The sequence below is a fragment of the Dyella sp. CR10 genome, from assembly GCF_055814425.1.
In genome coordinates, this window is sequence record NZ_CP185986.1 from 755,315 (window position 1) to 778,361 (window position 23,047).

The 23,047-nt window shown below is 67.1% G+C and carries 20 protein-coding genes; 11 read left to right on the top strand and 9 right to left on the bottom strand.

What is annotated here, in order from left to right:
- Positions 1-21: 21 nt before the first annotated feature.
- The 7 genes from glnD to ACNR9O_RS03495 all read left to right on the top strand — a co-directional run bounded on the left by glnD (position 22) and on the right by ACNR9O_RS03495 (position 8,880).
- Positions 22-2,679 carry a [protein-PII] uridylyltransferase gene (gene glnD / locus ACNR9O_RS03465; RefSeq protein ID WP_473682853.1) on the top strand — a complete coding sequence of 886 codons (2,658 nt, stop codon included), beginning with the start codon at positions 22-24 and terminating at the stop codon, positions 2,677-2,679.
- 102 nt (positions 2,680-2,781) lie between these two features.
- Entirely contained in the window at positions 2,782-3,609 is an 828-nt protein-coding gene (dapD, locus tag ACNR9O_RS03470; RefSeq protein WP_473682851.1) for a 2,3,4,5-tetrahydropyridine-2,6-dicarboxylate N-succinyltransferase, read from the top strand.
- A complete protein-coding gene (locus tag ACNR9O_RS03475) occupies positions 3,606-3,962 on the top strand; it encodes a Spx/MgsR family RNA polymerase-binding regulatory protein (RefSeq protein WP_473682849.1) in 357 nt (118 codons plus the stop codon). Before dapD ends, ACNR9O_RS03475 begins: the two co-directional genes overlap by 4 nt.
- 1 nt (position 3,963) lies before the next feature.
- Positions 3,964-4,458, top strand: coding sequence for a DUF2165 family protein (locus ACNR9O_RS03480; protein ID WP_473682848.1), 495 nt, complete (start codon positions 3,964-3,966; stop codon positions 4,456-4,458).
- The gene (locus tag ACNR9O_RS03485; RefSeq protein ID WP_473682846.1) at positions 4,455-5,519 is read left to right on the top strand and encodes a VIT1/CCC1 transporter family protein; all 1,065 of its coding nucleotides are present in this window, start codon (positions 4,455-4,457) and stop codon (positions 5,517-5,519) included. Before ACNR9O_RS03480 ends, ACNR9O_RS03485 begins: the two co-directional genes overlap by 4 nt.
- Positions 5,520-5,601: 82 nt before the next feature.
- Complete coding sequence (dapE, locus tag ACNR9O_RS03490) at positions 5,602-6,735, top strand: succinyl-diaminopimelate desuccinylase (protein WP_473682844.1); 1,134 nt, start codon at positions 5,602-5,604, stop codon at positions 6,733-6,735.
- Positions 6,736-6,846: 111 nt separating this feature from the next.
- Positions 6,847-8,880, top strand: coding sequence for a S9 family peptidase (locus ACNR9O_RS03495; RefSeq protein WP_473682842.1), 2,034 nt, complete (start codon positions 6,847-6,849; stop codon positions 8,878-8,880).
- A 67-nt stretch (positions 8,881-8,947) separates the two neighbouring features.
- On the opposite strand, the gene ACNR9O_RS03500 is transcribed toward ACNR9O_RS03495, so the two are convergent.
- From ACNR9O_RS03500 to ACNR9O_RS03510, 3 genes are all read right to left on the bottom strand, one after another.
- Complete coding sequence (locus tag ACNR9O_RS03500) at positions 8,948-9,469, bottom strand: DUF4019 domain-containing protein (RefSeq protein ID WP_473682840.1); 522 nt, start codon at positions 9,467-9,469, stop codon at positions 8,948-8,950.
- 171 nt (positions 9,470-9,640) lie between these two features.
- Positions 9,641-12,061: a penicillin acylase family protein gene (locus tag ACNR9O_RS03505; RefSeq protein ID WP_473682838.1), complete on the bottom strand. Its 2,421-nt coding sequence runs from the start codon at positions 12,059-12,061 to the stop codon at positions 9,641-9,643.
- Between the two features lie 80 nt (positions 12,062-12,141).
- Entirely contained in the window at positions 12,142-12,957 is an 816-nt protein-coding gene (locus tag ACNR9O_RS03510) for a phosphodiester glycosidase family protein (protein WP_473682836.1), read from the bottom strand.
- A 99-nt stretch (positions 12,958-13,056) separates the two neighbouring features.
- Between ACNR9O_RS03510 and ACNR9O_RS03515 the strand changes: the two genes are divergently transcribed.
- Both ACNR9O_RS03515 and ACNR9O_RS03520 read left to right on the top strand, forming a co-directional pair.
- Positions 13,057-13,545, top strand: coding sequence for an NUDIX hydrolase (locus ACNR9O_RS03515; RefSeq protein ID WP_473682834.1), 489 nt, complete (start codon positions 13,057-13,059; stop codon positions 13,543-13,545).
- Positions 13,542-13,952, top strand: a complete 411-nt coding sequence (locus tag ACNR9O_RS03520) for an NUDIX hydrolase (RefSeq protein WP_473682832.1) — start codon at positions 13,542-13,544, stop codon at positions 13,950-13,952. The genes ACNR9O_RS03515 and ACNR9O_RS03520 overlap by 4 nt, the downstream gene beginning before the upstream one ends.
- 35 nt (positions 13,953-13,987) lie before the next feature.
- On the opposite strand, the gene ACNR9O_RS03525 is transcribed toward ACNR9O_RS03520, so the two are convergent.
- From ACNR9O_RS03525 to ACNR9O_RS03535, 3 genes are all read right to left on the bottom strand, one after another.
- Positions 13,988-14,278, bottom strand: coding sequence for a hypothetical protein (locus tag ACNR9O_RS03525; protein WP_473682830.1), 291 nt, complete (start codon positions 14,276-14,278; stop codon positions 13,988-13,990).
- A 131-nt stretch (positions 14,279-14,409) separates the two neighbouring features.
- Positions 14,410-15,624: a beta-ketoacyl-[acyl-carrier-protein] synthase family protein gene (locus ACNR9O_RS03530; protein WP_473682828.1), complete on the bottom strand. Its 1,215-nt coding sequence runs from the start codon at positions 15,622-15,624 to the stop codon at positions 14,410-14,412.
- 8 nt (positions 15,625-15,632) lie between these two features.
- A complete protein-coding gene (locus ACNR9O_RS03535) occupies positions 15,633-15,884 on the bottom strand; it encodes an acyl carrier protein (RefSeq protein ID WP_473682826.1) in 252 nt (83 codons plus the stop codon).
- Between the two features lie 318 nt (positions 15,885-16,202).
- Between ACNR9O_RS03535 and ACNR9O_RS03540 the strand changes: the two genes are divergently transcribed.
- Positions 16,203-17,267, top strand: coding sequence for a GNAT family N-acetyltransferase (locus ACNR9O_RS03540; protein WP_473682824.1), 1,065 nt, complete (start codon positions 16,203-16,205; stop codon positions 17,265-17,267).
- Positions 17,254-18,129: an arginase family protein gene (locus tag ACNR9O_RS03545; RefSeq protein ID WP_473682822.1), complete on the top strand. Its 876-nt coding sequence runs from the start codon at positions 17,254-17,256 to the stop codon at positions 18,127-18,129. Before ACNR9O_RS03540 ends, ACNR9O_RS03545 begins: the two co-directional genes overlap by 14 nt.
- A gap of 98 nt (positions 18,130-18,227) precedes the next feature.
- Here the strand turns inward: ACNR9O_RS03545 and ACNR9O_RS03550 are convergent, their stop codons facing one another.
- From ACNR9O_RS03550 to ACNR9O_RS03560, 3 genes are read right to left on the bottom strand one after another with little or no spacing between them, the layout of a single operon-like run.
- Positions 18,228-21,395: a pilus assembly protein gene (locus ACNR9O_RS03550; protein ID WP_473682820.1), complete on the bottom strand. Its 3,168-nt coding sequence runs from the start codon at positions 21,393-21,395 to the stop codon at positions 18,228-18,230.
- A gap of 32 nt (positions 21,396-21,427) precedes the next feature.
- Positions 21,428-21,982, bottom strand: coding sequence for a pilus assembly PilX family protein (locus ACNR9O_RS03555; RefSeq protein ID WP_473682818.1), 555 nt, complete (start codon positions 21,980-21,982; stop codon positions 21,428-21,430).
- A 1-nt stretch (position 21,983) separates the two neighbouring features.
- Positions 21,984-23,018, bottom strand: a complete 1,035-nt coding sequence (locus tag ACNR9O_RS03560; RefSeq protein WP_473682816.1) for a PilW family protein — start codon at positions 23,016-23,018, stop codon at positions 21,984-21,986.
- Between the last annotated feature and the right edge of the window lie 29 nt (positions 23,019-23,047).

The window sequence follows — 23,047 nt, forward strand, 5'->3', positions numbered from 1 at the left end:
GTTCCTTCGCCGGTGTTCCGCGTGACCGATACGCCTTCTCCCATTCGCCTTCCCGCCTTGCCCCGCCTGCCCGTTGCGGTGCCCCGCTCGGGTGTCTCGCGCGAGGCACGCCAGGCATTGCGCCAGCTGCTGGGCGACGTCGACCGCGCTCTCGCCACCGCTTTCCGCGACGGCGCGGATGCCACGGCGCTGGCGCGCCGACGCAGCGAATCGGTGCAGCGCATCGTGGTTCACGTATGGACGGCCTGCCTCGGCGAGGTGAACGACGCGGCGCTGTTCGCGGTCGGCGGCTTCGGGCGCGGGTTGCTGTTTCCCTTCTCGGATGTCGACCTGCTGGTTCTGGTCGGGCCTTCGGACCCGTCGCGCCTGCGCGCCCTGGAGCAGTGCTTTGCCACGCTGTGGGATATCGGCCTGAAGGTCGGCCACGCCGTGCGCGATCTGGCCCAATGCCGGGCCTTGGCCGAGCACGACGCCAGCGTGTTCACCAGCCTGCTCGACGCGCGACGGCTGGCCGGGGACCCGGCGCTGGAGCCGCGCCTGCAAGCCATCGTCGACGATCCGGCCCTGTGGCCGCCGGCGGCCTATCTGGCCGTGCGCCTGGCCGAGCGAGATACCCGCCACGCGCGCTACCACGACACCGCCTATAACCTCGAGCCGAACCTCAAGGACGGCCCTGGCGGCCTGCGCACGCTCGATTCGCTGCGCTGGCTCGGGCGCCGCCTTGCACATGCCGATGACTTCGAGGACATGGTTCACGAAGGTCTGCTCGATCCGGCCGAGCGCGCCACGCTGGAAGAGGCCGAGGCCACGCTGCGCCGCTACCGCTTCGCGCTGCACCTGGAAGCGGGCCGGGCCGAGGAACGCCTGCTGTTCGATTACCAGCGTGCGCTCGCGGCATGCCTGGGTTTTCGCGACGAACACGAGAAGAACCTGGGCGTCGAGCAATTCATGCAGGGCTATTACCGCGCCGCCAGCCAGGTGGAGCGCCTGGGCGTGCAGATCGCCGAGCGTTTCGAGGAAATGCTCGAGCCGCCGGCGGAGCCGCGGCCGGTGGGCGAGGATTTCCTGCGCTACGGCTCTCGCATCGCGGTGCGCGATCCGGACCTCTTCGTGCGGCGCCCCGCCGCGCTGGTCGAGGTCTTCATCCTGCGCCTGGGCGAGTCCGGCATCGTGGGATTCACCGCCGAAACGATGCGGCGCATTCACCAGGCCACCGCGTTCTTCGGCACGTCGCTGGCGGACGACCCGCAGGTGCTGGCCGCCTTCCTGCGCCTGCTGCGCCTGGGCGCGCCGGCGGTGGAGGCACTGTGGCGCATGAACCGGCACGGCCTGCTGGCATGCGTGCTGCCGGCGTTCGGCAAAGTGTTCGGGCGCATGCAATACGACCTGTTCCATGTCTATACCGTGGACGAGCACACGCTGCGCGTGCTGCGCAACGTCGCTCGTTTCGCCGATCCGGGCGCGCGCCAGGAATTCCCGGTGGCCTGCGGCATCTGGCCCACGCTGGAGAAACCCGAACGCCTGCTGCTCGCGGCGTTGTTCCATGACATCGCGAAAGGGCGTGGTGGCGACCATTCCGTGCTGGGCGAAGAGGACGCGCGCGCTTTCTGCCTGCGCCTGGGCCTGCCGGCGGAAGACATCGAGCTGGTCGCATGGCTGGTGCGCTGGCATCTGCTGATGAGCGTGACCGCGCAGCGACAGGACATCACCGATCCGGAGGTCGTGCAGCGCTTCGCCGAGGCGGTGGGCGAGCGCGAACGCCTGGACCTGCTGTATCTGCTCACCATCGCGGACATCATCGGCACCAGTCCCAAGCTGTGGAACGCGTGGAAGGATCGCCTGCTGGCCGATCTCTACACCGCCACTCGCTACGCGCTGGCCAGCGACGACGAATTGCCCCGCGACGCCGCCGCCCGCGTGCGCGAATGCCGCGATGCGGCGCTCGCTCTGCTGCTCGCGGAAGGTTTCGCCGAGGACGCGTGCCAGCGCGTCTGGCACGATTTTCCCGAGCAGAGTTTCCTGCGCCACCGTCCCGAGCAGATCGCGTGGCAGACCGCCGCGATCCTGCGCTCCGGTGGCGCCACGCCGTTGGTCGAAGTGCATCCGCAGTCGGTGCGCGGCACCACGGAACTGTTCGTCTACACGCCCGACCGCGATGGTTTGTTCGCCGCTGTGACCGCCATGCTCGACCGATTGCATTTCTCGGTGATGGAGGCGCGCATTCTCAACAGCCGCAATGGCATGGCGCTGGATACGTTCCTGCTGCTGGAGTCAGACAGCCAGCAGCCGGCCAGTGCGGAGCGCGCGGAAGAACTCAAGCAGCGCATGCTGCGCGCGCTGTCGCAGCCCGGCCATACGCACCAGCCTTCGCGCCGGAACATGTCGCGCCATCTGAAGCACTTTCAGGTCGCGCCCAAGATCGCCTTCAGCGCCGCCGGCGATCGCACCCGGCTCGCGCTGGTGTGCAGCGACCGCCCCGGCCTGCTGGCCGCCGTGTCGCAGGCGATGGTGGATGCGGAGGTGCGCGTGCACGATGCGCGCATTGCCACCTTCGGCGAGCGCGTGGAGGACTTCTTCCTGATCAGCGACCGCCGCAATGCACCGCTGGGCGTGGTGCAGCAGGATCGCTTGCTGCACGCGCTGCTGGAGCGTCTGGGTGCGGCCAGGCGCGCGGGCTAGGGTAGGGTCGGCCGGGCCGGACGGACGGCCAAATCAGGCTCGCCGGCCACGACCAATCCCGCTAGCATGCCCAGGTTGTTTCCCTTTAGCTGACGGCACGCCATGCAAAGCATCGAATCCCTGATCAACGACGCCTTCGAGCGCCGCAACGACCTCACCCAGTCAGACATCGACACGCACCTGCGTCCCGCCGTGGAACAGGTCATCGACCTGCTCGAATCCGGCGAGCGCCGCGTGGCCGAGCCGGACGGCAAGGGCGGCTGGACGGTGAACCAGTGGATCAAGAAAGCGGTGCTGTTGTACTTCCGCATCAACGGCAATCGCGTGATGGATGGCGGTTCCGCGCTGGCCTTCGACAAGGTGCCGCTGCGTTTCGCGCACGGCAACGATGCCGAGCTGCAGGGCCTGGGCGCGCGCGTCGTGCCCGGGGCGCTGGTGCGCCGCGGCGCTCACGTGGCCAGGGACGCCGTGCTGATGCCCAGCTACGTCAACATCGGCGCCTACGTCGGTACCGGCACCATGGTCGACACGTGGGCCACCGTGGGTTCCTGTGCGCAGATCGGCGCCAACGTGCATCTCTCCGGCGGCGTCGGCATCGGCGGCGTGCTCGAGCCGCTGCAGGCCAACCCCACCATCATCGAAGACAACTGCTTCATCGGCGCGCGTTCTGAAGTCGTCGAAGGCGTGGTGGTGGAGAAGGGCAGCGTGATCGGCATGGGTGTGTTCCTAGGCCAGTCCACGCGCATCTACAACCGCGCCACCGGCGAGATCAGCTACGGGCGCGTGCCGGCCGGCAGCGTGGTGGTAGCCGGCAGCCTGCCGGCCAAGGACGGCTCGCACAGCCTGTATGCCGCGATCATCGTCAAGCAGGTGGACGAGAAGACGCGCAGCAAGACCGGCATCAACGAACTGCTGCGGAGCGCCGAATGAGCCTTACGCTTTACGGCCTGCCCCATTGCGATACCTGCAAAAAAGCGCGCAACTGGCTCAACCGGTTCGAGGTGGAGCACAGCTTCGTCGACTATCGCGCCAACCCGGTGCCGCCTGAGACGCTGAAGGACTGGGCGCGCCAGCTCGGCGGCTGGGAGAAGCTGATCAACAAGGCCGGCACGACGTGGCGCAATCTGCTGCCGCAGCGCAAGAACCCCGGCAGCGATCCGGAGTGGACCTTGCTGTTGAAGGAATACCCGGCGCTGGTCCGCCGTCCGGTAGTGGTGCAGGCGGACGGCACGGTGAGCGTCGGCTTCACCGACAACGGCTTCAAGAAGCTGTTCGCACGCTGACATGCCGCTGCGCCTGTCGAAGATGCTGCTGGTGGCCGGGCTCGCCCTGCTGGTGAGCCTGGTAGCTTTCGGCAACCTCACCGACTACGGCAGCAATTTCGCCTTCGTGCGGCATGTGCTGGCGATGGACACGATCTTCCCCGGCGCGACGATCCGCTACCGCGCCATCACCGCACCATGGCTGCAGCACGCGGCCTATGCATCGATCATCGCCACCCAGGTGGCCATCGCCGCGCTGCTGTGGGCGGGCGCCTGGCGTATGTGGCTGCGCCGCCGCGCGCCAGCGGCGCTGTTCGGGCGGGCGAAAGGGTTGGCGATTGCGGGCCTGAGCCTGGGCGTGCTGCTATGGCTGGTCGGGTTCATGGCGATCGGTGGCGAATGGTTCGGCATGTGGATGTCCTCGCAGTGGAACGGCATCGAGACTTCGTTCCGGCTGGTGGCCTTGTTGCTGGGGGCGCTGATCTACCTCGGGCAGAACGAGATGGAACCGGCGTGAGCGAGCGCAGCGCGCGACGGTTCCTCGCCAACCTGCGGATCGAGCGGGACAACGCCGCGCTGTACGAGCGCCTGGCCGATCTGGCCGGCGACGAACGCAAGCGCCGCGCCTACCGGCGCATCGCGGTGGCGGAGACGGCGAATGCCGCGTTCTGGGAATCGCAGCTGCGCGCCATGAACGTCTCGGTTCCATCACATGACGTTGGTCTTCGCGTGCGCGTGCTCACCTGGTTCGCGCGCCGTTTCGGTACCGACTTCGTCATGCCTACCGTGATGCGCCTCGAGCATGCCGATCACGTGGAACCCTCGGTCGACCGCAAGGAGCTGCGCAATCATTTCGCGGAAGGCGCGCCAGCGCGCAGCGACCAGCGCCGCCGGCGCGGACAGAGCGGCAACACGCTGCGCGCCGCGGTGCTCGGTGCCAACGACGGACTGGTCTCCAACGTCAGCCTGGTGATGGGCATGGCCGGCGCCGCCAGCAACGACAAGGCCGTGCTGATGGCCGGCATCGCCGGCTTGGTCGCGGGAGCCTGCTCGATGGCGCTGGGCGAGTGGCTGTCGGTGAACAGCTCGCGCGAGTTCTACCAGGCACAGATCGCGATGCGCGCAGAGCGCCTGGCGGTGGCACCGGAAGATGGCGCGCGCAGTATCGCCGGCATCTATCGCGACAAAGGCCTCGAGACGAAGGTCGCCGACACGGTGGCCGCACGCCTGTCGGAAACGCCCCGCGCGGCGCTCGACACGCTGGTGCGCGAAGATCTCGGCATCGATCCGGAGGACCTGGGCGGTTCGGCCTACAGCGCCGCCATCTCCTCGTTCTGCATGTTCGCGCTGGGCGCCGCGTTTCCGGTCGCGCCCTATCTGTTCCTGGGCGGCGGCGCGGCGATGTTCGGCAGCGTGGCGGCGACTGCATTTGCGCTGGCGCTGATCGGTATCGGCACGTCGTTGTTCACCGGCCGCAGCGTGGTGTTCTCGATCGCGCGGCAGCTGGGCATCACCGCGGCAGCCGCTTCGATTACCTATGCCGTTGGACACGTGATCGGCGGTGCGCTGATCGGTTAGCTTCGACGGCACGAAGCGGCGGATACGTCCGCCGAAGTCCGTGCCGCATCTCCTCGTCCAAGCTTTTCCACCAGGGAACCGCATGTCCGCCGTCTTCGATCTCACCGCCGACCTGATCCGCCGCCGCTCGGTCACGCCCGACGATGCGGGCTGCCAGGCGCTGCTGGCGGAGCGTCTGGCGCGCGTGGGCTTCAATGTGGAGCACCTGCGCTACGGCGAGGTGGACAATCTGTGGGCCACGCATGGCCAAGGCGGTCCGTTGCTGGTCTTCCTTGGTCATACCGACGTGGTGCCCACGGGACCGGTGGAAAGCTGGCGCAGCGATCCATTTGAGCCCTCGATGCGCGACGGCCACCTCTACGGCCGCGGCGCGGCGGACATGAAGGGATCGGTGGCGGCGATGGCCGTGGCGCTGGAGGCGTTCGTTGCCGCGCATCCGGATCATCGCGGCCGCGTGGGTTTCCTGATGACCAGCGACGAAGAAGGGCCGACCAATCTCGATGGCGTGCGCAAGGTGGCCGAACATTTCCGCGCGATCGGCGAGCGCATCGATTGGTGCGTGGTGGGTGAACCTTCGTCGAAGACGCGCCTGGGCGACCTGATCCGCGTGGGCCGCCGCGGCTCGCTGTCGGCCACGCTGACAGTGCACGGTGTGCAAGGGCATGTGGCCTATCCGGAGAAGGCGAAGAACCCGATCCATGCCTTCGCGCCTGCGCTGGCCGCGCTGGCCGCCGAGCGCTGGGACGACGGCAACGCGGATTTTCCGCCCACGTCGTTCCAGGTCTCCAACCTCAACGCGGGTACCGGTGCCACCAATGTGATCCCGGGCACGCTCACTGCGCTGATCAATTTTCGCTACAGCACCGCGAGCCGAGCGGACGATCTGCGCGCGCGCGTCGAGGCGATTCTTGCGCGGCACGGCGTGGATTACCGGATCGAGTGGAATCTCTCCGGCGAGCCGTTTCTGAGCCCCTCCGGCGGTTCGCTGCGCAGCGCGGTGGTGGCCGTCTGCCGCGATCTGTGCGGCGTGGAGCCGGAACAGAGCACCGGCGGCGGCACGTCGGATGGCCGTTTCATCGCGCCGCTCGGCGCGGAAGTGGTCGAGCTGGGGCCGGTCAACGCGACCATCCACAAAGTGGACGAGTGCGTCGCCGTCGCGGACCTCGAGCGGCTGCCGTCGCTTTACCAGGCCATCTGCGAGCGCTTGCTGGGCTGAGCGCTCGCGATTCGGGCCCGGACGTTCGCGGCTATCGCGCCGCGTGCAACACCGAAGTGCGTTTTGCCTGCACCAAGCAAGCACCATGAGCTCGTACACAAGGAGGAAGGTATGCGCAAGCTGTTGCTCGTCGCGGCCATCGCGGCCGCCGGTCTGTCCGCCGTCGCGTGGGCGGATGACGTCGCCATTTCCAGCGCTCCGCTGATCGAACGCGCCAAGCTGTTCGGCAATCCCAGTCGCGTCGCTGGCAAGCTCAGTCCCGACGGCCAGTGGCTGGCCTGGATTGCACCGCGCGACGGCGTGCTCAATGTCTGGGTGGCGCCGGTCGGCGATCCGGCCAAGGCCAAGACGCTCACTGCGGAGAAGCAGCGCCCGATCCGCCAGTATTTCTGGGCGCCGGATTCGTCCTCCGTGCTGTACGTCAACGACCACGGCGGCGACGAGAACTTCCTGCTCTACAAGGTCGACGTGCAGGGCGGCGAACCGCGGTCGCTGACGCCGTTCCAGAAGACGCGAGTGCAGATCGTCGGCACCAGCGAGCACATCAAGGACCGCATCCTGATCGGTGTGAACAACCGCGATCCGCGCTGGCATGACGTCTATAGCCTGGACCTGAAGAGCGGCAAGCTCACGGAGGTGTTCGAGAACAAGGGCGAGTACGCCGGCTTCACCGCCGACGACAACCTGGTGCTGCGCCTGGCGGAGAAGTCCCGTCCCGATGGCGGCACCGACTACTACCGCATGGAGCAAGGCAAGGTCGACGCCAAGCCGTTCGCCAGCGTCGGGCTGGACGATTCGTTGACGACGGGGCCCGCCGGCTTCACCGTCGACGGCAAGACGCTCTATTGGCTCGATTCGCGCGGCCGCGATACCGCGGCGCTGATCGCACAGGACGTCGCCAGCGGCGGGACTACCGTGCTGGCGCAGAACGCCAAGGCCGATATCGACCAGACGCTCACCGATCCGGCGACCGGCAAGGTGCAGGCTTACTCCGTGCAATACCTCAAGCCGGAATGGGTCGCATTGGATCCGGCGGTGAAGGGCGATCTGGATTTCCTCGCGCGGCAACTCAAGGGCAACTTCGGCATCACCTCGCGCACGGATGCTGACGATGCCTGGACGGTGACGGTCGATCCCGTGGTCAAGCCGAGCGCCACCTATCTGTACGACCGCAAGGCGAAAAAGCTCACCCAGCTGTTCGTCAGCCGGCCGGAACTGGAGAGCGCGACGCTGTCGCCGATGTATCCGGAAGAGATCCGCACGCGCGACGGTCTGACCGAGGTGTCGTACCTCACCTTGCCCGCCGGCAGCGACAGGGCGCATCCGGGGCGTCCCGACAAGCCGTTGCCGCTGGTGCTGTTCGTGCACGGCGGGCCGTGGGCGCGCGATACCTATGGCTACAACAGCTACCACCAGTGGCTGGCCAACCGCGGCTACGCGGTGCTGTCGGTGAATTACCGAGGCTCCACCGGCTTCGGCAAGAAGTACATCTCCGCGGGCGACCTGCAGTGGGGCCGCAAGATGCACGACGACCTGATCGACGCCGTGCAGTGGGCGGTGAAGAACCGCATCACCGAAGCCGGCAAGGTGGCCATCATGGGTGGCTCGTACGGCGGCTACGCCACCCTGGCGGGCCTCACCTTCACGCCCGATACCTTCGCCTGCGGCGTCGATATCGTGGGCCCGTCCAACCTGGCCACCTTGCTGAAAACCATCCCGCCGTACTGGGAAGCCGGCAAGCAGCAGTTCTACAAGCGCATGGGCGACCCCACCACTGAAGATGGCCGCAAGCTGCTGCACGAGCGTTCGCCGTTGTTCAAGGCCGATGCGATCAAGCGGCCGCTGTTGATCGGGCAGGGCGCCAACGATCCGCGCGTGAATCAGGCCGAGTCGGACCAGATCGTGAAGGCGATGCAGGCCAAGGACATCCCGGTCACCTATGTGCTTTTTCCCGACGAGGGCCATGGCTTCGCGCGGCCGGAGAACAGCATCGCGTTCAATGCGGTGGCCGAGCAGTTCCTGGGCAAGTGCCTGAGTGGGCGCGTGGAACCGATCGGCGGCGCGCTCAAAGACTCCAGCGCCACCGTGCCGCACGGCGAGGAGTACGTGCCGGGCTTGCCGCAGGCGCTTGGCGCCGGCGGCTGAACGTCGCCGGACACGAGCAAAAAAAGAGCCGCCTTCGGGCGGCTCTTTTCGTTACCGGCGGCAAGGCTTACTTGGCCGGCTTCGCCGGTGGCGCGGCCGGTGTACCGGCCGCCGCCGGCTGCTGCTGTTGCTGTACCGGACGCACGATGTAGCCCACCGGCACCCAGCTGCTGCCCGCCTGCGTCAGCGAAACGGTTTCCACCGCCGGCGCATTGGCATGCTTGGCCACGAACACCACGTTGATGTACTGACCGGCGGGCAGGCCCTGCGGATTCTCCACCCGGCCGACCTGCACCCAGTCGCGGCCCTGCGTGGCGCCGAGCTGCTTCTTCACGCCATCGAGGTACTTGCTCCAGTCGGCCTTGCTCACGCTCTTCTGCATGACCGGGCTGCTTGCCTGCCACATGGCGTCAGCCTGGTTGGCATCGGCTTGCGCGGCCCAGCGCGTGGCCACCGAAATGGCGCTGTCCAGCGAGGGCATCTGCTGCGCCCGGGCCGGACCCACCGCCAGCAGCGCGGCGAAGGCGCCGGCGTAAGCGAAGCGCAGGGCGGCGGCCTGGATGGAGTGGCGGTGCGGATTGCGTTGCATGTCGTTCTCCTTTGCGGATGTTGGTAAACCACGCCGCGGGCGGCGCGTCGTTCAATCCCATCATCGAACGGGTACGGTTGAATACCTTTATCGCAACAGCGGCGGCGTTCTCGCGCGAAAATCCGGCGATTCCAAGCGAACCTTCCGAACCGGGCCGGATGGTAGCGCCGCTCAGCCGCTCTTGGCCGGCTTCAACGTGAGCATGTAGCGGTCCGGACCTGGCAGCAGCGGCGTCGGCCGACCGTTTACCCAGTCTGCCTGTCCGCTGCCGTAGAAGGGCGACAAGGGGTTGTCGCTCTGTCCGCCAGGCAAATGCAGGATGCTCTGTGCCTCGTGTCCAGGCATCACGTCTAGGCGTTCGGAGGCGCCGAAGCCGGGGCGCGCGACGCGCGGCATGTTGTCGTCGCCGGCCAGCGGTTCGTCCGGCATGTCCAGCCAACGGCCCGCGAAGGCAGGCAGTGCGCGCGACAGCGGATGCCGGATGCTCGTGCGGTTGACCTCGCCCCAGCGGCGCGCGGCCAGTCCGCCCGGTGGCGCACCCAGTTCGTCGGCGACCTGGCGCGCGGCGTCGAGCAGCAGCGCATTCCAATCGGCGTAGCGCGGATCGAGCAGATGCGGCGGGCGATCGCGCAGCAGCGTCCAGACCGCCGCCTCCATGTTGCCGGGGCGCGGCCAGGCGAAATCCTTGTGCTGCTCGATCACCGCGGCGGCGAACGGCGCCAGCACCGCCTCGTGCACCTTCTCGCGGAACGCGCGCACCAGGCGGTAATCCACGCTGTCAGCCGCGGCACGTCCGCGCCAGCTCGCAGTGAGCTGGCGCAGCTGGGCCAGGGCGGGCTCGTCGGCACCGGCCAGCGTGTCCTGCAGCAGGCGCTGCCAGCGCACCAGGAACAGGGCGCGATGGTCGAGCTGGATATCGAGCAGGTTGCCGGGCGCGAAGCTGTTGCGCGTGCGCAGGCCATCGCGGATCTGCTGCGCGCGGGCGCCGACGTCGTGGCCGCCCTCGCCGAGCAAGGCCAGGTCGGCGCCATCTACGGTACGGTTGTTGGCGGTCCACAGGCGCCCATCGGCGGGATTCTCGATGCGCGGGTATTGCGCGGGCGTGGCCCAGCCCGTCCAGCCGGTACCCGGTTCGGACCAGTCCGCCGGCAGTTGCGGGTCGAACCCCTGGCGCAACGGGATGCTGTTGCCCGTGATGGTCCAGCCGATATTGCCGGCGCTGTCGGCGGTCAGCAGATTCTGCGGCGGCATGCCCATCGATGGCGCCAGATTCAGCGCGGCGTTGGCGCTGGCGGCGTGCTCCAGCTGCATCACGCCGAGGTTGTAGGCGCGCGGCAGGTCGCCGATCCAGGCCAGCGCCAGCGGCGTGCCGTCGGCGTCCTGGGCGAGGATCGGGCCCCAGCGCGTGTCTTCCACCTTGATGGTGCGGCTGGCCGCGTCCTTGATGCGGATGGCCTCTTCGTGCGTCTGCAGCGTGGCCCAGCCCTCGGGCACCTTGTAGCGCGAGGCGTCCTTGGGATCGCGCTGCACGCGCACCCAGTCCAGCCAATCGCCGTAGCTGTTGGTGAAGCCCCAGGCCACCTGGCCATTGGAGCCGGCGACCAGCGCGGGCGTGCCGGGCAGGGTGACGCCGCTGGCGTCACGCTGCCCGTTCGGCGCGGCCGGTTCGGCGTAGCGCAGCCGCGTACGGAACCAGATGTCCGGCACGCGCAGGCCCAGGTGCATGTCATTGGCGAGAATAGCCGCGCCGTTCTCGGTGAGGCGTCCGGCCACGGCGAAGTTGTTGCTGCCCGGCCGCGCGTCGTCCAGCGCCGGAAGCAGTGCGGCGAGCGCCGCAGCATTGGCGCGGGAAGTCACCGGCCGGTCGCGCAGGTCGAACACGTCCGGACCGGGAATCACCGGCGGTCTGGATAGATCGCCTTTCAGTGGCGCTTCCCAGTCCGGGTCGGGCGCGAGCAGGAAATCCACCAGCAGCTTGGGCAGCACCGAGCGCATCTGCGCCGTGGCCAGCTCGCGCTGGTTCTGGCCGTCGCCGTTGAGATCCAGATACATCGCGCCGATGACCAGAAAGCTGTCTTCCGGCCGCCACGGTTGCGGTTGCGTGCCCAGCAGAAAATATTCCCACGGCTTGACGCGCAGATCGGCGAGGCCGCGATTCACGCCGGCGGCATACAGCTCCAGCGTGTGCCGGTCTGCTGGCGGCAGCCGGGCCAGCGCGGCCTCGGCGGTGGCGCGCAGGCGATGGCGACGATGGGCTTCGTCGGTATCCGCCGCGGCGGCGCCGACCAGTTCGGCCAGTTCGCCGGCGGCGACGCGGCGCATCAGGTCCATCGGGAAGAACCGTTCCTGCGCGTGCACATAGCCCAGCGCGAAAGTCACGTCGTCGCGGCTCTTGCCCTGGATGGTGGCGGTGCCCAGTTCGTCGCGGGCGATGCTCACGCTGTCGCGCAGTTGGTGGGCGGCGACTTCGCCGTCGAGTTTCGCGCGGCCGCCGGCCAGCAGGAACCACGCGGCGGCCAGCACGCCGAGCACGAGGATGAGCAGTGACAGCAGCAGGGCGCGCAGCCAGCGGAAGCGTCGGGCACGGGGCATCGGGCGGCTGACCTCCATGACGGTGAGTGCCGAGTGTAGCGGTGCGGACCGGCGAAGGCGCGGACGCGGGGCGCCAGGGATCAGGGCTTGTCGGCAGTGAACACCGCGAAGATGCCCGCGTAGGGCTTGACCATGAAGGTGGGCGCGCCGGCGTAGCCGCTGCCGTCCACGTAGAACTGCGAGATCGTGCCGTCCAGGTACAGCGCGTCGCGGCAGCCGAGCTGGTCGCGGAACAGGCGTGCGAAGGTATGGAAGTTCACCGGCGATTCGCTGACCGCGAAGACCACTTTGTGTGGCGTCTTCGCGCATACCCCGCTGCGCCATTTCAGGCTGGACGAATCGTCGACGAAACGCTCGTTGATCTGGCCGTCCACCAGCAGCATCGGTCCGGATTGCGTGGCCCATTGCGCAGGTTTGGCATCGGCCTTGAAGTCGGTGCTGGTGCGCACTGCGGCGTGGCCGTCCGGATAGATCGCGAAGACGCCATTGGGCGGCAGCGAGAAATTGCCCGCGGCCGGATTGCCCCTGATCAGATTCAGCGGAACCAGCGTGCGGCCGTTCTCCACATACATGCCCAGCGGCGCGTACTGGCGGTCGTAGATGCCCGCGTTGGCGGCGAACAGGAGGCGGCGGTCATGCGCCATGCCCCATTGGCGCAGCGTCTCGATGGTGCCGTAGGGCTGGCCGCTCTCGGGATCTTTCCAGTGCAGGCTAAGCGGCTCGCGCTGCAGATCCACGGTGACGACGCGGAAGGTCTGACTTTCGAACACCACATCATCGCTGTCCACCGCCTGCGCCTGCCGCGCGCAGCCGCTGGCGGCGGCGAGCAGGGACAGCGCCGCCAGCCAGCCCAGCGGCCGGCGGCAGGAGAGGCGTGGGGCCACGGACACCGTCATGCGACGATGGTCGCCGGCCCGGCGCCCCGGACGCAAGCCCGGGCGCTGCGGCGACGGAGCGCTGCGCGTAAACTGCCTTTTTTTCGCCCGTGCCGGATCATGCCCTACACGCCTATCGTTGCCACGCTCGGCTATGTGCTGTCTCCCGATCGCCGCCGGGTGCTGATGATTCACCGCAATGCGCGCCACGACGATCAGCATCTGGGCAAGTACAACGGCCTGGGCGGCAAGATGGAGCCCGGCGAGGACATTGCCGCGTGCATGCGGCGCGAGATCCAGGAAGAAGCCGGCATCGCCTGCGAGTCGATGCAGCTGCGCGGCACGCTCAACTGGCCGGGCTTCGGCAAGCATGGCGAGGACTGGCTCGGTTTCATCTTCGTGATCGATCGCTACAGCGGCACGCCGTTGACGTCCAATCACGAAGGCACGCTGGAGTGGGTCGAGCTGGAGCGGTTGATGGAGTTGCCGATGTGGGAGGGCGACCGTCACTTCCTGCCGCTGGTGTTCGATAGCGATCCGCGTCCGTTCCATGGCGTGATGCCATACAAGGACGGACGCATGCAGTCCTGGGCATTCTCGCGGCTGTGAGCGGCGGCGAGCGGATACATCACATAGAGATCGTCGCCGCGGTGATCCGCGATGCGGCGGGTCGCGTGCTGCTGGTGCGCAAGCGTGGCGCCGAGGTATTCCAGCAGCCGGGTGGCAAGCGCGATGCGCATGATCGCGACGATCTGCATACGCTCGAGCGCGAACTGGAAGAAGAACTGGGTTGCGCGATGCGGCGCGATGGCGCCCGCCTGCTCGGATGCTTCAGCGCACCGGCCGCGAACGAGCCGGGCTGCGTAGTGGAAGCGGTGGTGTACGAAGTGGCGGCCGAAGGGCCGTATGAGGCGCGGGCGGAAATCGAAGCGTTGTGCTGGGTCGATCCGGCGGCGCCAGGAGATCTGCCGATCGCTCGCCTGAGCCGGGAGCAGCTGTTGCCGCTGCTGACCTGAGCCTGGAAGAGGCCGTCCCTGGCCTCGATCGACGTTCAGTGGCCGTGGCTCTTGGCGTGGCCCTTCGCTTCGTGCTTGCCCTTGTTCTTGTCGTTGGCGACATCGCTTACCGCGGTGCCGACCTTGGTGTCGCTGGCGCGCGCATCGGCGGCGGCCTGGGAGACGGCATCGCCGTGCGCATCACGATCCATGTGCGTCGTCGGCGCCGTCGGCATGGAGTGCATGGAACCGCCATGGCCGCCGCCGCCGTGCTGCGCGAACGCATAGGAAACCGGCAACGCGAACACGCCCAGCACCAGCGCGGTGGAAAGAAGCTTCTTCGACATGATCGAACCCTCGGATGAAGCCGTGCCCGCTGCACGGTGACTTCACCCTACGCAGCGAGGCTTGCGCGGAAATGAACCTGAGGCCGCGCAGAAACTTGCGTACAGCCGCGGTATGGCTCTCTAGCGTTGCCTTACGGCGCGCGGCGCAGCGCCACCACCGCGTTGAGGCCGCCGAAGGCGAAGGAGTTGCTGATCGCCGCATGCACCGGCATCCGTCGCGCCTGGAGCGGAACGTAGTCCAGGTCGCAGGCCGGATCGGGTTCGAGGTAAGCCAGCGTCGGCGGCACGATGCTATCGCGCAGGGCACCGATCACGGCGATCAGTTCCAGTGCGCCGGAAGCGCCGAGCGCGTGGCCGTGCATCGGCTTGGTGGAGGAGATCGCGAGCGCGCGCGCATGTTCGCCGAATACGCGGTGCAAGGCCGCTGTTTCGGTGCTGTCGTTGGCCAGGGTGCCGGTGCCGTGGGCGCTGACATAGTCCACCTCGGAAGGGGACATGCCGCTGTTCTGCAATGCGTTGGCGATGGCGGCGGCCGCGCCTATCTCGGACGGAGCGGCGATATCGCCCGCATCCGAGCTCATGCCGGCGCCTGCCAGCTCGGCGAGGATGGTCGCGCCACGCGCCTGCGCCTGTTCCAGCGTTTCCACCACGAACATCGCCGAGCCCTCGCCGAGCACGATGCCGCGGCGACCCTTGCTGAAGGGCCGGCAGGTATCCGGCGCCAGCACGCGCATCGCTTCCCAGGCGAGCAGGGTGCCCAGGTTGAGGCATGCTTCGGTGCCGCCGACCACGGCGGCATCGACCAGGCCGGAACGGATCATCATCGCGGCTTGTGCGAAGGCGTGGTTCGACGACGCGCAGGCGCTCGCCACCACGAAAGCCGGGCCGGTGATGCCGTGCGCCATGCTGATCTGGCTGGCCGGCGCGTTCATCATCATGCGAATGATGCCTAGCGGATGGACGCGTTGCGCCTTCTCGGCGTAGATCCTGTGGTACTGCGTGTCGCGCGTCGCTTCGCCGGCGACGCCGCTGCCGATCACCACCGCCGTGCGCGAGGCGCGTTCGCCCTCGAACGAAATCCCCGCCTGGGTGATCGCTTCCTTCGCGGCGACCAGGGCGTACTGCGTGGCCAGGTCCAGCTGGGTGAGCTTGGCCTCGTCGAAATGCCGGGTCGGGTCGAAGCCCTTCACCTCGGCCACCACACCTGCCGCGCGCACACGCTCGGGATCGACGCGGGAGACGGGGGCGATACCTGTGCGGCCCGCGGTCATGGCCTGCCAGACCGAGGCTGCGTCGTTACCGAGCGCACAGATGGCGCCCATGCCGGTGATGACGAGACGTTGCATGGAGGGTTTCAGTCGTTCTTCTTGGCGGCGAGCTGGCGCTCGATCGCCTCCACCAGGTGGCTCACGGTGCCGTTGTCGAAATCCGTGTCCTCGTTGGGGAGGTTGATGCCGAAGTGTTCTTCGATGTCGAAGATCACTTCGATCGCATCGAGCGAGGCGACGCCCAGGTCCTTGAGCGTGGACTCGGGCTTGATGGTGTCGAGTTCGATCTTTGCCTGCTTGGCGATGATCTCGAAGGTTTCCTGCTGCACATTGCTCATGTTCGCTGTCCTGGAAGCCATGGCGTTTGCTATCCGACCGCGGCGCGGTCGAACCGCGCAAGCCTGACCAACCGCGGGGAGCTTGTCCAGACGCGCAGGTCCCGCTTTGGCAAGGATTCTGGGCGGCGCGCCTTTCGCCAATCTTATGGTCCCGGAACGAGGATTGCCCAGCGGGGGAACGGGCGGCGATAGGGATATGGCAACACGGGTAAGGCGCGCGAAAGTCGCTCCGCCGATGCTTTCGCGGCTGGGCTGGGGCATCATCGCCCCCCGCGCCGTCCTGGAGGCGGCAGCCCGCTCCATCTGCGGAAACCTTGCGTGCGCTACCTCAACCAACTCGAACCCGATGCTCTGGTCGCCGGCTTCGTCCAGCATCCGCCGATCGACTTCCGCGTGGTCGAGGCCGGCGGCACGCCGGCCTTCGTCGCGCCGTTCGATCTGCTGACCACCGCGGACGACGAGCTGCGCCGCCGCGCCGCGCGCGCGCCGGGCTATCGCTGGTGGGGGCGCCTGCTGCGCTGGCGGACGGCTTTCGTGGGCACCACCGTCTCCGAGTACGCGCTGTTTCCGCGCGAGGCCGATCCCGCGCGCCTGCCTGGCGAGCTGCGCCGCCGCCTGGGCGGCGGGCAGCGCCTGCTGGTGGTCAAGGACATCCCGCTCGATTCCCCGTTGTGCGATGCGGCGAGCCGCGACTGGTGCGCACGCTTCGCCGCCGCCTGCGCGGACGAGGGCTTCCTGCTGCTGGAAGGGCAGGCGCTGGCTTACGTGCCGATCGATTTCGCCAGCGAGGACGACTACCTCGCGCGGCTTTCCGCCTCGCGCCGCAAGGACATCCGCCGCAAGCTGCGCAAGCGCGACGAGGTCACGGTGGAGACGGTGGCCTGCGGCGACGCGCGCTTCGCCGACGAGGCCGTGATCGACGCGTTCTATGCGCTGTACGAGAACGTGTACGCGCAGAGCGAGATCCATTTCGACAAGCTCAGCCGCACGTTCTTCGCGCAGGTGCTGCGCGATGCGGGCAACGGCGGCTTCGCCTTCGTGTACCGGCATCAGGGCGAGATGATCGGCTGGAACCTGTGCTTCGTCGCCGCCGGCAAGCTCATCGACAAGTATGTCGGTTTCGCCTATCCGCAGGCCCGCGAGCAGAATCTGTACTTCACCAGCTGGTTCCACAACCTGGCCTGGGCGCGCGAGCGTGGCCTCACTCACTACGTGGCCGGCTGGACCGACCCTCAGGTGAAGTCCTACCTTGGCGCCAGCTTCACCCTGACCCGCCACGCGATCTGGCTGCGCAACCCGCTGCTGCGCGCGGTTGCCCGGAAGCTGGGACATTTGTTCGAAAGCGACAGCCAATGGGCGACGCCTGACGATGCGCAGACTTGATCCGCTGATCCTCGATTTCGACGACACCGCCGGCACCATTGAAGGTGCCACCGTGGTGCCGCTTGGCAACTGGCAGGAAGCGATCCGCTTCGGCTGCACGCTGCGCACCTTCGCGCGCCTGCGCCGCCATCTCGACGACGCGCTGCCGGCCAACTACGGCACCGTGCTGATGGGCTCGGGCGACTACCACCACCTCACCTGGCCGCTGGTGGAACGGCAGCGCGCACGCGGGCCATTCCAGCTGGTGGTGTTCGACAACCACCCGGACAACATGCGCTTTCCCTGGGGCATCCACTGCGGCTCGTGGGTGCGCAAGGTGGCGATGCTGCCGTACGTCAACCACGTGCACGTGGTGGGCATCACCTCCGGCGACATCGGCGCGAAGCACGCGTGGGAGAACTACCAGCGCCCGCTGCGCGCCGGCAAGCTCAGCTACTGGTGCATGGACGTGGATGTGAGCTGGGCCTCGCGCCTTGGACTGGCCGGCGCGTTCCATCGTTTTGCCGATCCGGATGAGCTGACCTGCGCCTTCATCGGCCAGCTGCGCCAGGCGCCACAGCCCACCTACCTGTCGATCGACAAGGACGCCTTTAGCGTCGCCACCGCACGCACCAACTGGGATCAGGGGCGGCTGGAAGAACATCATGCGATGGCCATCATCGAAGCCTTGCGCGGGCGCATCGTGGCCAGCGACATCAACGGCGAGGTGTCCGCCTACCGTTATCGCACCTGGTGGAAGCGGCTGCTCAGCGGCATGGATGGCCAGGCGCCGGTGCCGCAGAGCGAGCTGGACGCCTGGCAGGACCAGCAGCGCGCGTTGAACGCCCGGCTGCTGGCAGCGATCGCCGACAGCAGCGTATAAGCCGGCGTTCGGCGGTCTGAGACAGCCGTATCGGGACACTCAAGAAAAAAGCCGCCGCGGGTTGCCCAGCGGCGGCTCTTGAGCGACGCGGCGTGGAATCACTTCACGCCATCGATGTACCAATACGTGCGCTTGCGCTTGCCGGTGCCCGGCGGCACCACCTTCTGCGAACCCAGGCTGGAGGTGTTGTTGCCGCCCACCAGGCCCAGCTGGTTGCCCGCGCCGATCAGCACCGGGGTAAGCAGTGAGCCGCCACTGGCGGTCGGCAGGTTGACCATGCCGAAGATGGGCGAGGGGGGCATGCCGCCGCCGTCGAACTGCACGAAGCGGTTCGAGTTCATGCCGGTGCCGTCCATGAAGTTGATGGCGTAGCCGCGCGCGATACCCAGGTTCGGATAGCACATGTTCGGGTTGTTCTTCGGATTGGCTGGCTCGTTGGTGCCGAAGTAGGTGTAGCCGGCCACCGTCAGCGGCGCGTTCACCGCCTTCTCGCCGCCGTTCTGCAAGGTGACGTAGAAGCCGCTGCCGCCACCGGAGTACACCGCATTGGTGGCATCGACCAGGCCGCTCTCAGTGATCGGCGTCCACGTGCCGGTCACGCTGGTGCCGGTATTGGTGTCGCGCAGGCTGTAGAAGCGGTTGACCACATTAGAGGCCGCATTGGATGCCAGCGGATGCTCGCGATCACCCGACGCGGCCATCACCGCGTCGAAGGTCGACATGGGAACCACATCCGGCGGATAGAAGAATTTGCGCGGATTCTTGGTGGCACTCAGGCTGGCCAATTCGGTAACGACCCATTTCGAGGGCGACTTGTCGGCGACGTCGACGCGCCAGATGTTGCCGCCGAGGTCGCCCACATAAAGCCGATCGATATTGCCGTCGCCATCGCGGTCCAGCATGGTGACGTCGGACGGGATCGCGTAGGTCATGCTGGACACCTGCAGGCAGGTGCCGGAGACGCCCGTGCAATTCGGCGCGGCGGTCCACAGCGTCTTGCCCGTGATCGCGTCGAGCACCACGATGGCGCGCCCCATGGTGTCGCTGCCGGAGACCGGATCGACATCTTCGGCCGTATCGTAGCCGCCGCCCATGATCAGTACGGGATTGGTGCTGGCGGCGACCTGCGCCACCTTCGGCTGCGACCAGGTCTGGCCGAGTTCGGGAATGTTGGTGTTCGACGTGGACCAGAGGAACTGCGGACTGGTCGGCGTCGTCACGTCCATGGCGTAGATCGCGCGCCCGCCGCGCCGCATGGTCATGTAGATGTAGGTGCGGGTGCTGCCGGTGCGCTGGTCCTGGAAGACGGTGGTGGTGCCGTCGAAGAAGTAATCCTTCGGGCGAGCCGTGGTGTCGGTGATGCCGTACAGCTGCACGATGGGGCTGTTGTCGCGCAGGCGCTTGAGCTTGCCGAAGAATTCCGGCGCGACGAACGACCAGAGTTCGCCACCGGGCCGCACCTTGCCGATATAGGCGGTCTGGTTGCCGTTGATCGCGTGGAAGTGGCCATCGTTGGAGCCGTAGTACACGACCACGCCGGTGCCGGTGCCGTAGTTGACGGTCGCCGGGCGCGAGTGCAGTACGTCGCCGTGGATCGACGGGCGAACCGTCACGCTGCCGCCGGGGCCTGGCTCGACTTCATTATTGGGGCTGGTGTCGTCGGTGCCGCGCACCCAGTTGATCAGGGCGTTAGGATCCGTGGAGGCGGTCGTGCCCAGCACGGTGGCGGTCAAGTACGAATTCTTCGTGTCGAAGGTGGGCAGCTTGGTGGCGGTTGGGCAGTTGCCCACGCCGTTGCAGGTGTAGACGGTGCGCACGCTCTGGTCGGTCAGGTAGTCGGCACGCATCATTTCGCCAACGCCGCCTTTCTCCACGACCTCGCCGTCGACGGCGTCGTATGCCAATGAGACGCCCGATGGCTTCTGCACCCAGAAACCGGTGGTGGGCCAATTCGCCACGACATTGCCCGCGGAATCGAGCGGGCCGCGGCGAGGCGTGTTGGTCTGCGTGTCCGCCGTCCAGAAACTGAGCGCATTGGGCGAAATGAAGCCCGAACCGTTGTTGCTGATCGCCGATGCGCCGGTCGAATCTTCGGTCAACACATTGCCGTTGCTGTCCAGGCCCAGCTGGTACTGCTTGAGGTTGCCCGCCCAGCGCGGCAGCGCGGTCGGATCGGGGCGGAACATGCCCACGTAGACCTGGTTCAGCGAGACACCCTGGCTGTTCACGCTCAACGGCAGGCTGACCGAAGCGAACACGCTGTTGATCGACTGCACTTCGTTGAAGATCTGCGTCAGGTCGGCGATGAGCTGATTCAGCGCGTTCGGATCATTGATGTTGACGATGAACGCCTTGCCGCCGCCGTGGCTGGCCATGCTCTGCAGGAAAGCCACGTAGTCCGCCGATTGCGTCGATCCGTCGGTGACCGCGATGGTGTACGTGATGATGTTCTGCGGATTGGTCGAAGAGGTTTTCGACAGATCCGTCTGGTACATGAACTGGGCCCACTCGTCGCCCCAGTTGGCCGAAACCTGCGAATAGTTCGGGATATTGATCTGCGTAGGCGTCTGGCCGAGCGCCGAAGCCAGGGTGGTATAGGAGTTGGGCTTGCTGGATCCGTCCTGCGGTTTGCCGTTCTTGTTCGCGTTGGCGATGTAGATGACAAAGTTGCGGGTACACGGATTGGTCAGCCACTTGGAGTACGCGACGCCCGAAAGGCCGGTTCCGGCGGAGTAGTACGCCCAGATCTCCTGCATGCCGCCGCCCACGGCCGAACCACCCGCCTGATCCTTCTGACGATCGATGCTCTTGATCGCGGTCTGGAACTTGGCGACGCCGTTGGCATCCATCAGCGGCAAGGCGCCGGGGTCGGCCTTGTTGACGTTGGGGAATCGCCACACGCCGCCGTTGGTAGGATTGGAGTTGTAGTCGAACAGCATCAGGCCCATGTTGATCTTGCCGAGCAGCTGCGAGTTGCTGCTGATCGCCGTCAGCGCCTGATACAGCGCGCACTGCTCGAAGCCCGCGTCCTTGCCGCTGTTGTTCGTACTGACGTAGCTGGTGGTCGGGCAGTTGAACGTCACGGCGCCATTCCAGGCAGCCGCGTTGTCCAGCAGCACCATCAGATTCGGCGAGCCCCCATTCACCGGCGCGCCGGTGTACAGGTCGATGTCCTCGCCAAGGGCAAGACCCGGCAGGGCCAGGACGGCGGCGGCGACGGCTAGCCGGCGCAGGCAGTGGGTCAGCGATATGCGCTTGTGGGACATGGCGGCATCTCCGCGATAGCGGCAAAAGAGGTTCATGGGCAGGCGGTTCCGGAGGGCACGCGAACGGCGACGCCCTGGTGCACGGTGACCGAGGTCGCGGAGTTGTTGGGATCGGTGACGGCGGACTGGATTTCCCACTGCGTGTCCGCGCACATCGACAATTGATCCACCGAGCCGGACGACCCGATGATCAGGTCGCCGCTGCTGCTGGTCGGCGTACGGCAGGTATCGCCCGGCGGCAGGTCGGCATTGAGTACCGGCTTCGTATCCAGGCAGATCGGCGCCGCGACGCTGGCGGTGAAATCGCTCTTGCTGTCGCCGTTGACGTCGATCGGCACCGAACTGGCAGGCACGGGGTTGAGCGTGAATGCCTTGTTCATCACCGACTCCACGCCCTGCTGCGCCACCGACTTGGCTTCCACCCGGTACTGCTGGTTGGAAGCCACTTTGGTGTTGACCAGGCTGGAGCTGGCCATGGAGATGGCGAACAGCAGGAAGATGACCAGGAAGATCAGCGTCATCATCAGCGTGAAGCCGCGCTGGCGCGTCGCGGCCGATGGCGGCATGGAGGAGGGCCGATTGCTCATGTCAGTTCTCCCGCACGCCGCCGACGTTCCACACGCGGGCCACCGCGCTGTAGACGTGGCGCTTGTAGGTGTCGTTGTAGGGGCCGTCCTGCGCGGCGCGGCCCAGGTCGTAGGTGCGCGTGTCGTTCCAGCCCACCGTGGGGTCGAGGTTGCGCGCCAGCACGGTGATGCGTACGGCGGTCACGTTGGACCAGTTGGTAGTGGCGTTGGTCCACGCATAGCTGCCGCTGTTCTTGCACAGCGCGGTGTTGTCGGCGGAAGGGTCGTCGACATAGCAATCGGGCGAGCCGTTGTTGTCGGTGTCCACGCCATAGCTGAAGTGGACGTCCTGCACGCCGGCGACCAGCGAGGACACCTGTATCGAGCCATTGACGAACTCCGCCACTTTCAACGTAGGCGTACTGTCGCCACCGGTGCCGCCAGAGCCGCAGTTGTCGCAGTTGGAAAGGTAATAGGTGCGCACCACGTACTTGCGCAGCTCGGCGGACTTGGTCGAGACGCAGGTCTTGTCGTGCAGCGTGAAGCTCGCCGCCTTGTTGTCATAGACCAGCAGCGTAGTGTCGGTGCTGCAGCTGGATTGCTGAAGATAAAACTCGGAACCGGAAGCGGATGGCGTGGTATTGCCTGACGCGTAGCGCACCGTGAGCGCCTCGGTGCCGGCCACCATGTTGGTCAGGCAGGTGGGCGAGGTGCCGGTGGTGGCTACGCCGGAGACCGCGACGGGCACGGTGATCGGCGAGGTGGTTCCGTCGAAGCCCATGGCGGTCTTGGCTACGGCGCAGATGCTCGAAGCGCTGTATTGCAGCTTGACCGGCAGGCCGGGGCGGCCGAAGAAGCCGGCCATTTCCACGTCGCGGGCGATCGACTCGAGCGCATAGCGGCCGTTTTCCACCTGCTCGCCGGTCTTGTTGAATTCCGCGCGTGCCTTCGAGGTGGCGACGTACAGCGAGCCGAGCGCGGCCAGCAGCGCCAGGCCGATGGTCACGCCGATCATCAGTTCCACCAGCGACAGGCCGCGCTGGCGGTGGGGACGCATAGCTGGGCGGTGAAGGCGCATCATGGTCT

Coding starts and splice junctions, on each gene's coding strand:
- dapD (WP_473682851.1), top strand. CDS start 2,782: ATGCAAAGCATCGAATCCCTGATCAACGACGCCTTCGAGCGCCGCAAC.
- ACNR9O_RS03475 (WP_473682849.1), top strand. CDS start 3,606: ATGAGCCTTACGCTTTACGGCCTGCCCCATTGCGATACCTGCAAAAAA.
- ACNR9O_RS03480 (WP_473682848.1), top strand. CDS start 3,964: ATGCCGCTGCGCCTGTCGAAGATGCTGCTGGTGGCCGGGCTCGCCCTG.
- dapE (WP_473682844.1), top strand. CDS start 5,602: ATGTCCGCCGTCTTCGATCTCACCGCCGACCTGATCCGCCGCCGCTCG.
- ACNR9O_RS03495 (WP_473682842.1), top strand. CDS start 6,847: ATGCGCAAGCTGTTGCTCGTCGCGGCCATCGCGGCCGCCGGTCTGTCC.
- ACNR9O_RS03500 (WP_473682840.1), bottom strand. CDS start 9,469: ATGCAACGCAATCCGCACCGCCACTCCATCCAGGCCGCCGCCCTGCGC.
- ACNR9O_RS03505 (WP_473682838.1), bottom strand. CDS start 12,061: ATGCCCCGTGCCCGACGCTTCCGCTGGCTGCGCGCCCTGCTGCTGTCA.
- ACNR9O_RS03510 (WP_473682836.1), bottom strand. CDS start 12,957: ATGACGGTGTCCGTGGCCCCACGCCTCTCCTGCCGCCGGCCGCTGGGC.
- ACNR9O_RS03515 (WP_473682834.1), top strand. CDS start 13,057: ATGCCCTACACGCCTATCGTTGCCACGCTCGGCTATGTGCTGTCTCCC.
- ACNR9O_RS03525 (WP_473682830.1), bottom strand. CDS start 14,278: ATGTCGAAGAAGCTTCTTTCCACCGCGCTGGTGCTGGGCGTGTTCGCG.
- ACNR9O_RS03530 (WP_473682828.1), bottom strand. CDS start 15,624: ATGCAACGTCTCGTCATCACCGGCATGGGCGCCATCTGTGCGCTCGGT.
- ACNR9O_RS03535 (WP_473682826.1), bottom strand. CDS start 15,884: ATGAGCAATGTGCAGCAGGAAACCTTCGAGATCATCGCCAAGCAGGCA.
- ACNR9O_RS03545 (WP_473682822.1), top strand. CDS start 17,254: ATGCGCAGACTTGATCCGCTGATCCTCGATTTCGACGACACCGCCGGC.
- ACNR9O_RS03550 (WP_473682820.1), bottom strand. CDS start 21,395: ATGTCCCACAAGCGCATATCGCTGACCCACTGCCTGCGCCGGCTAGCC.
- ACNR9O_RS03555 (WP_473682818.1), bottom strand. CDS start 21,982: ATGAGCAATCGGCCCTCCTCCATGCCGCCATCGGCCGCGACGCGCCAG.
- ACNR9O_RS03560 (WP_473682816.1), bottom strand. CDS start 23,018: ATGCGTCCCCACCGCCAGCGCGGCCTGTCGCTGGTGGAACTGATGATC.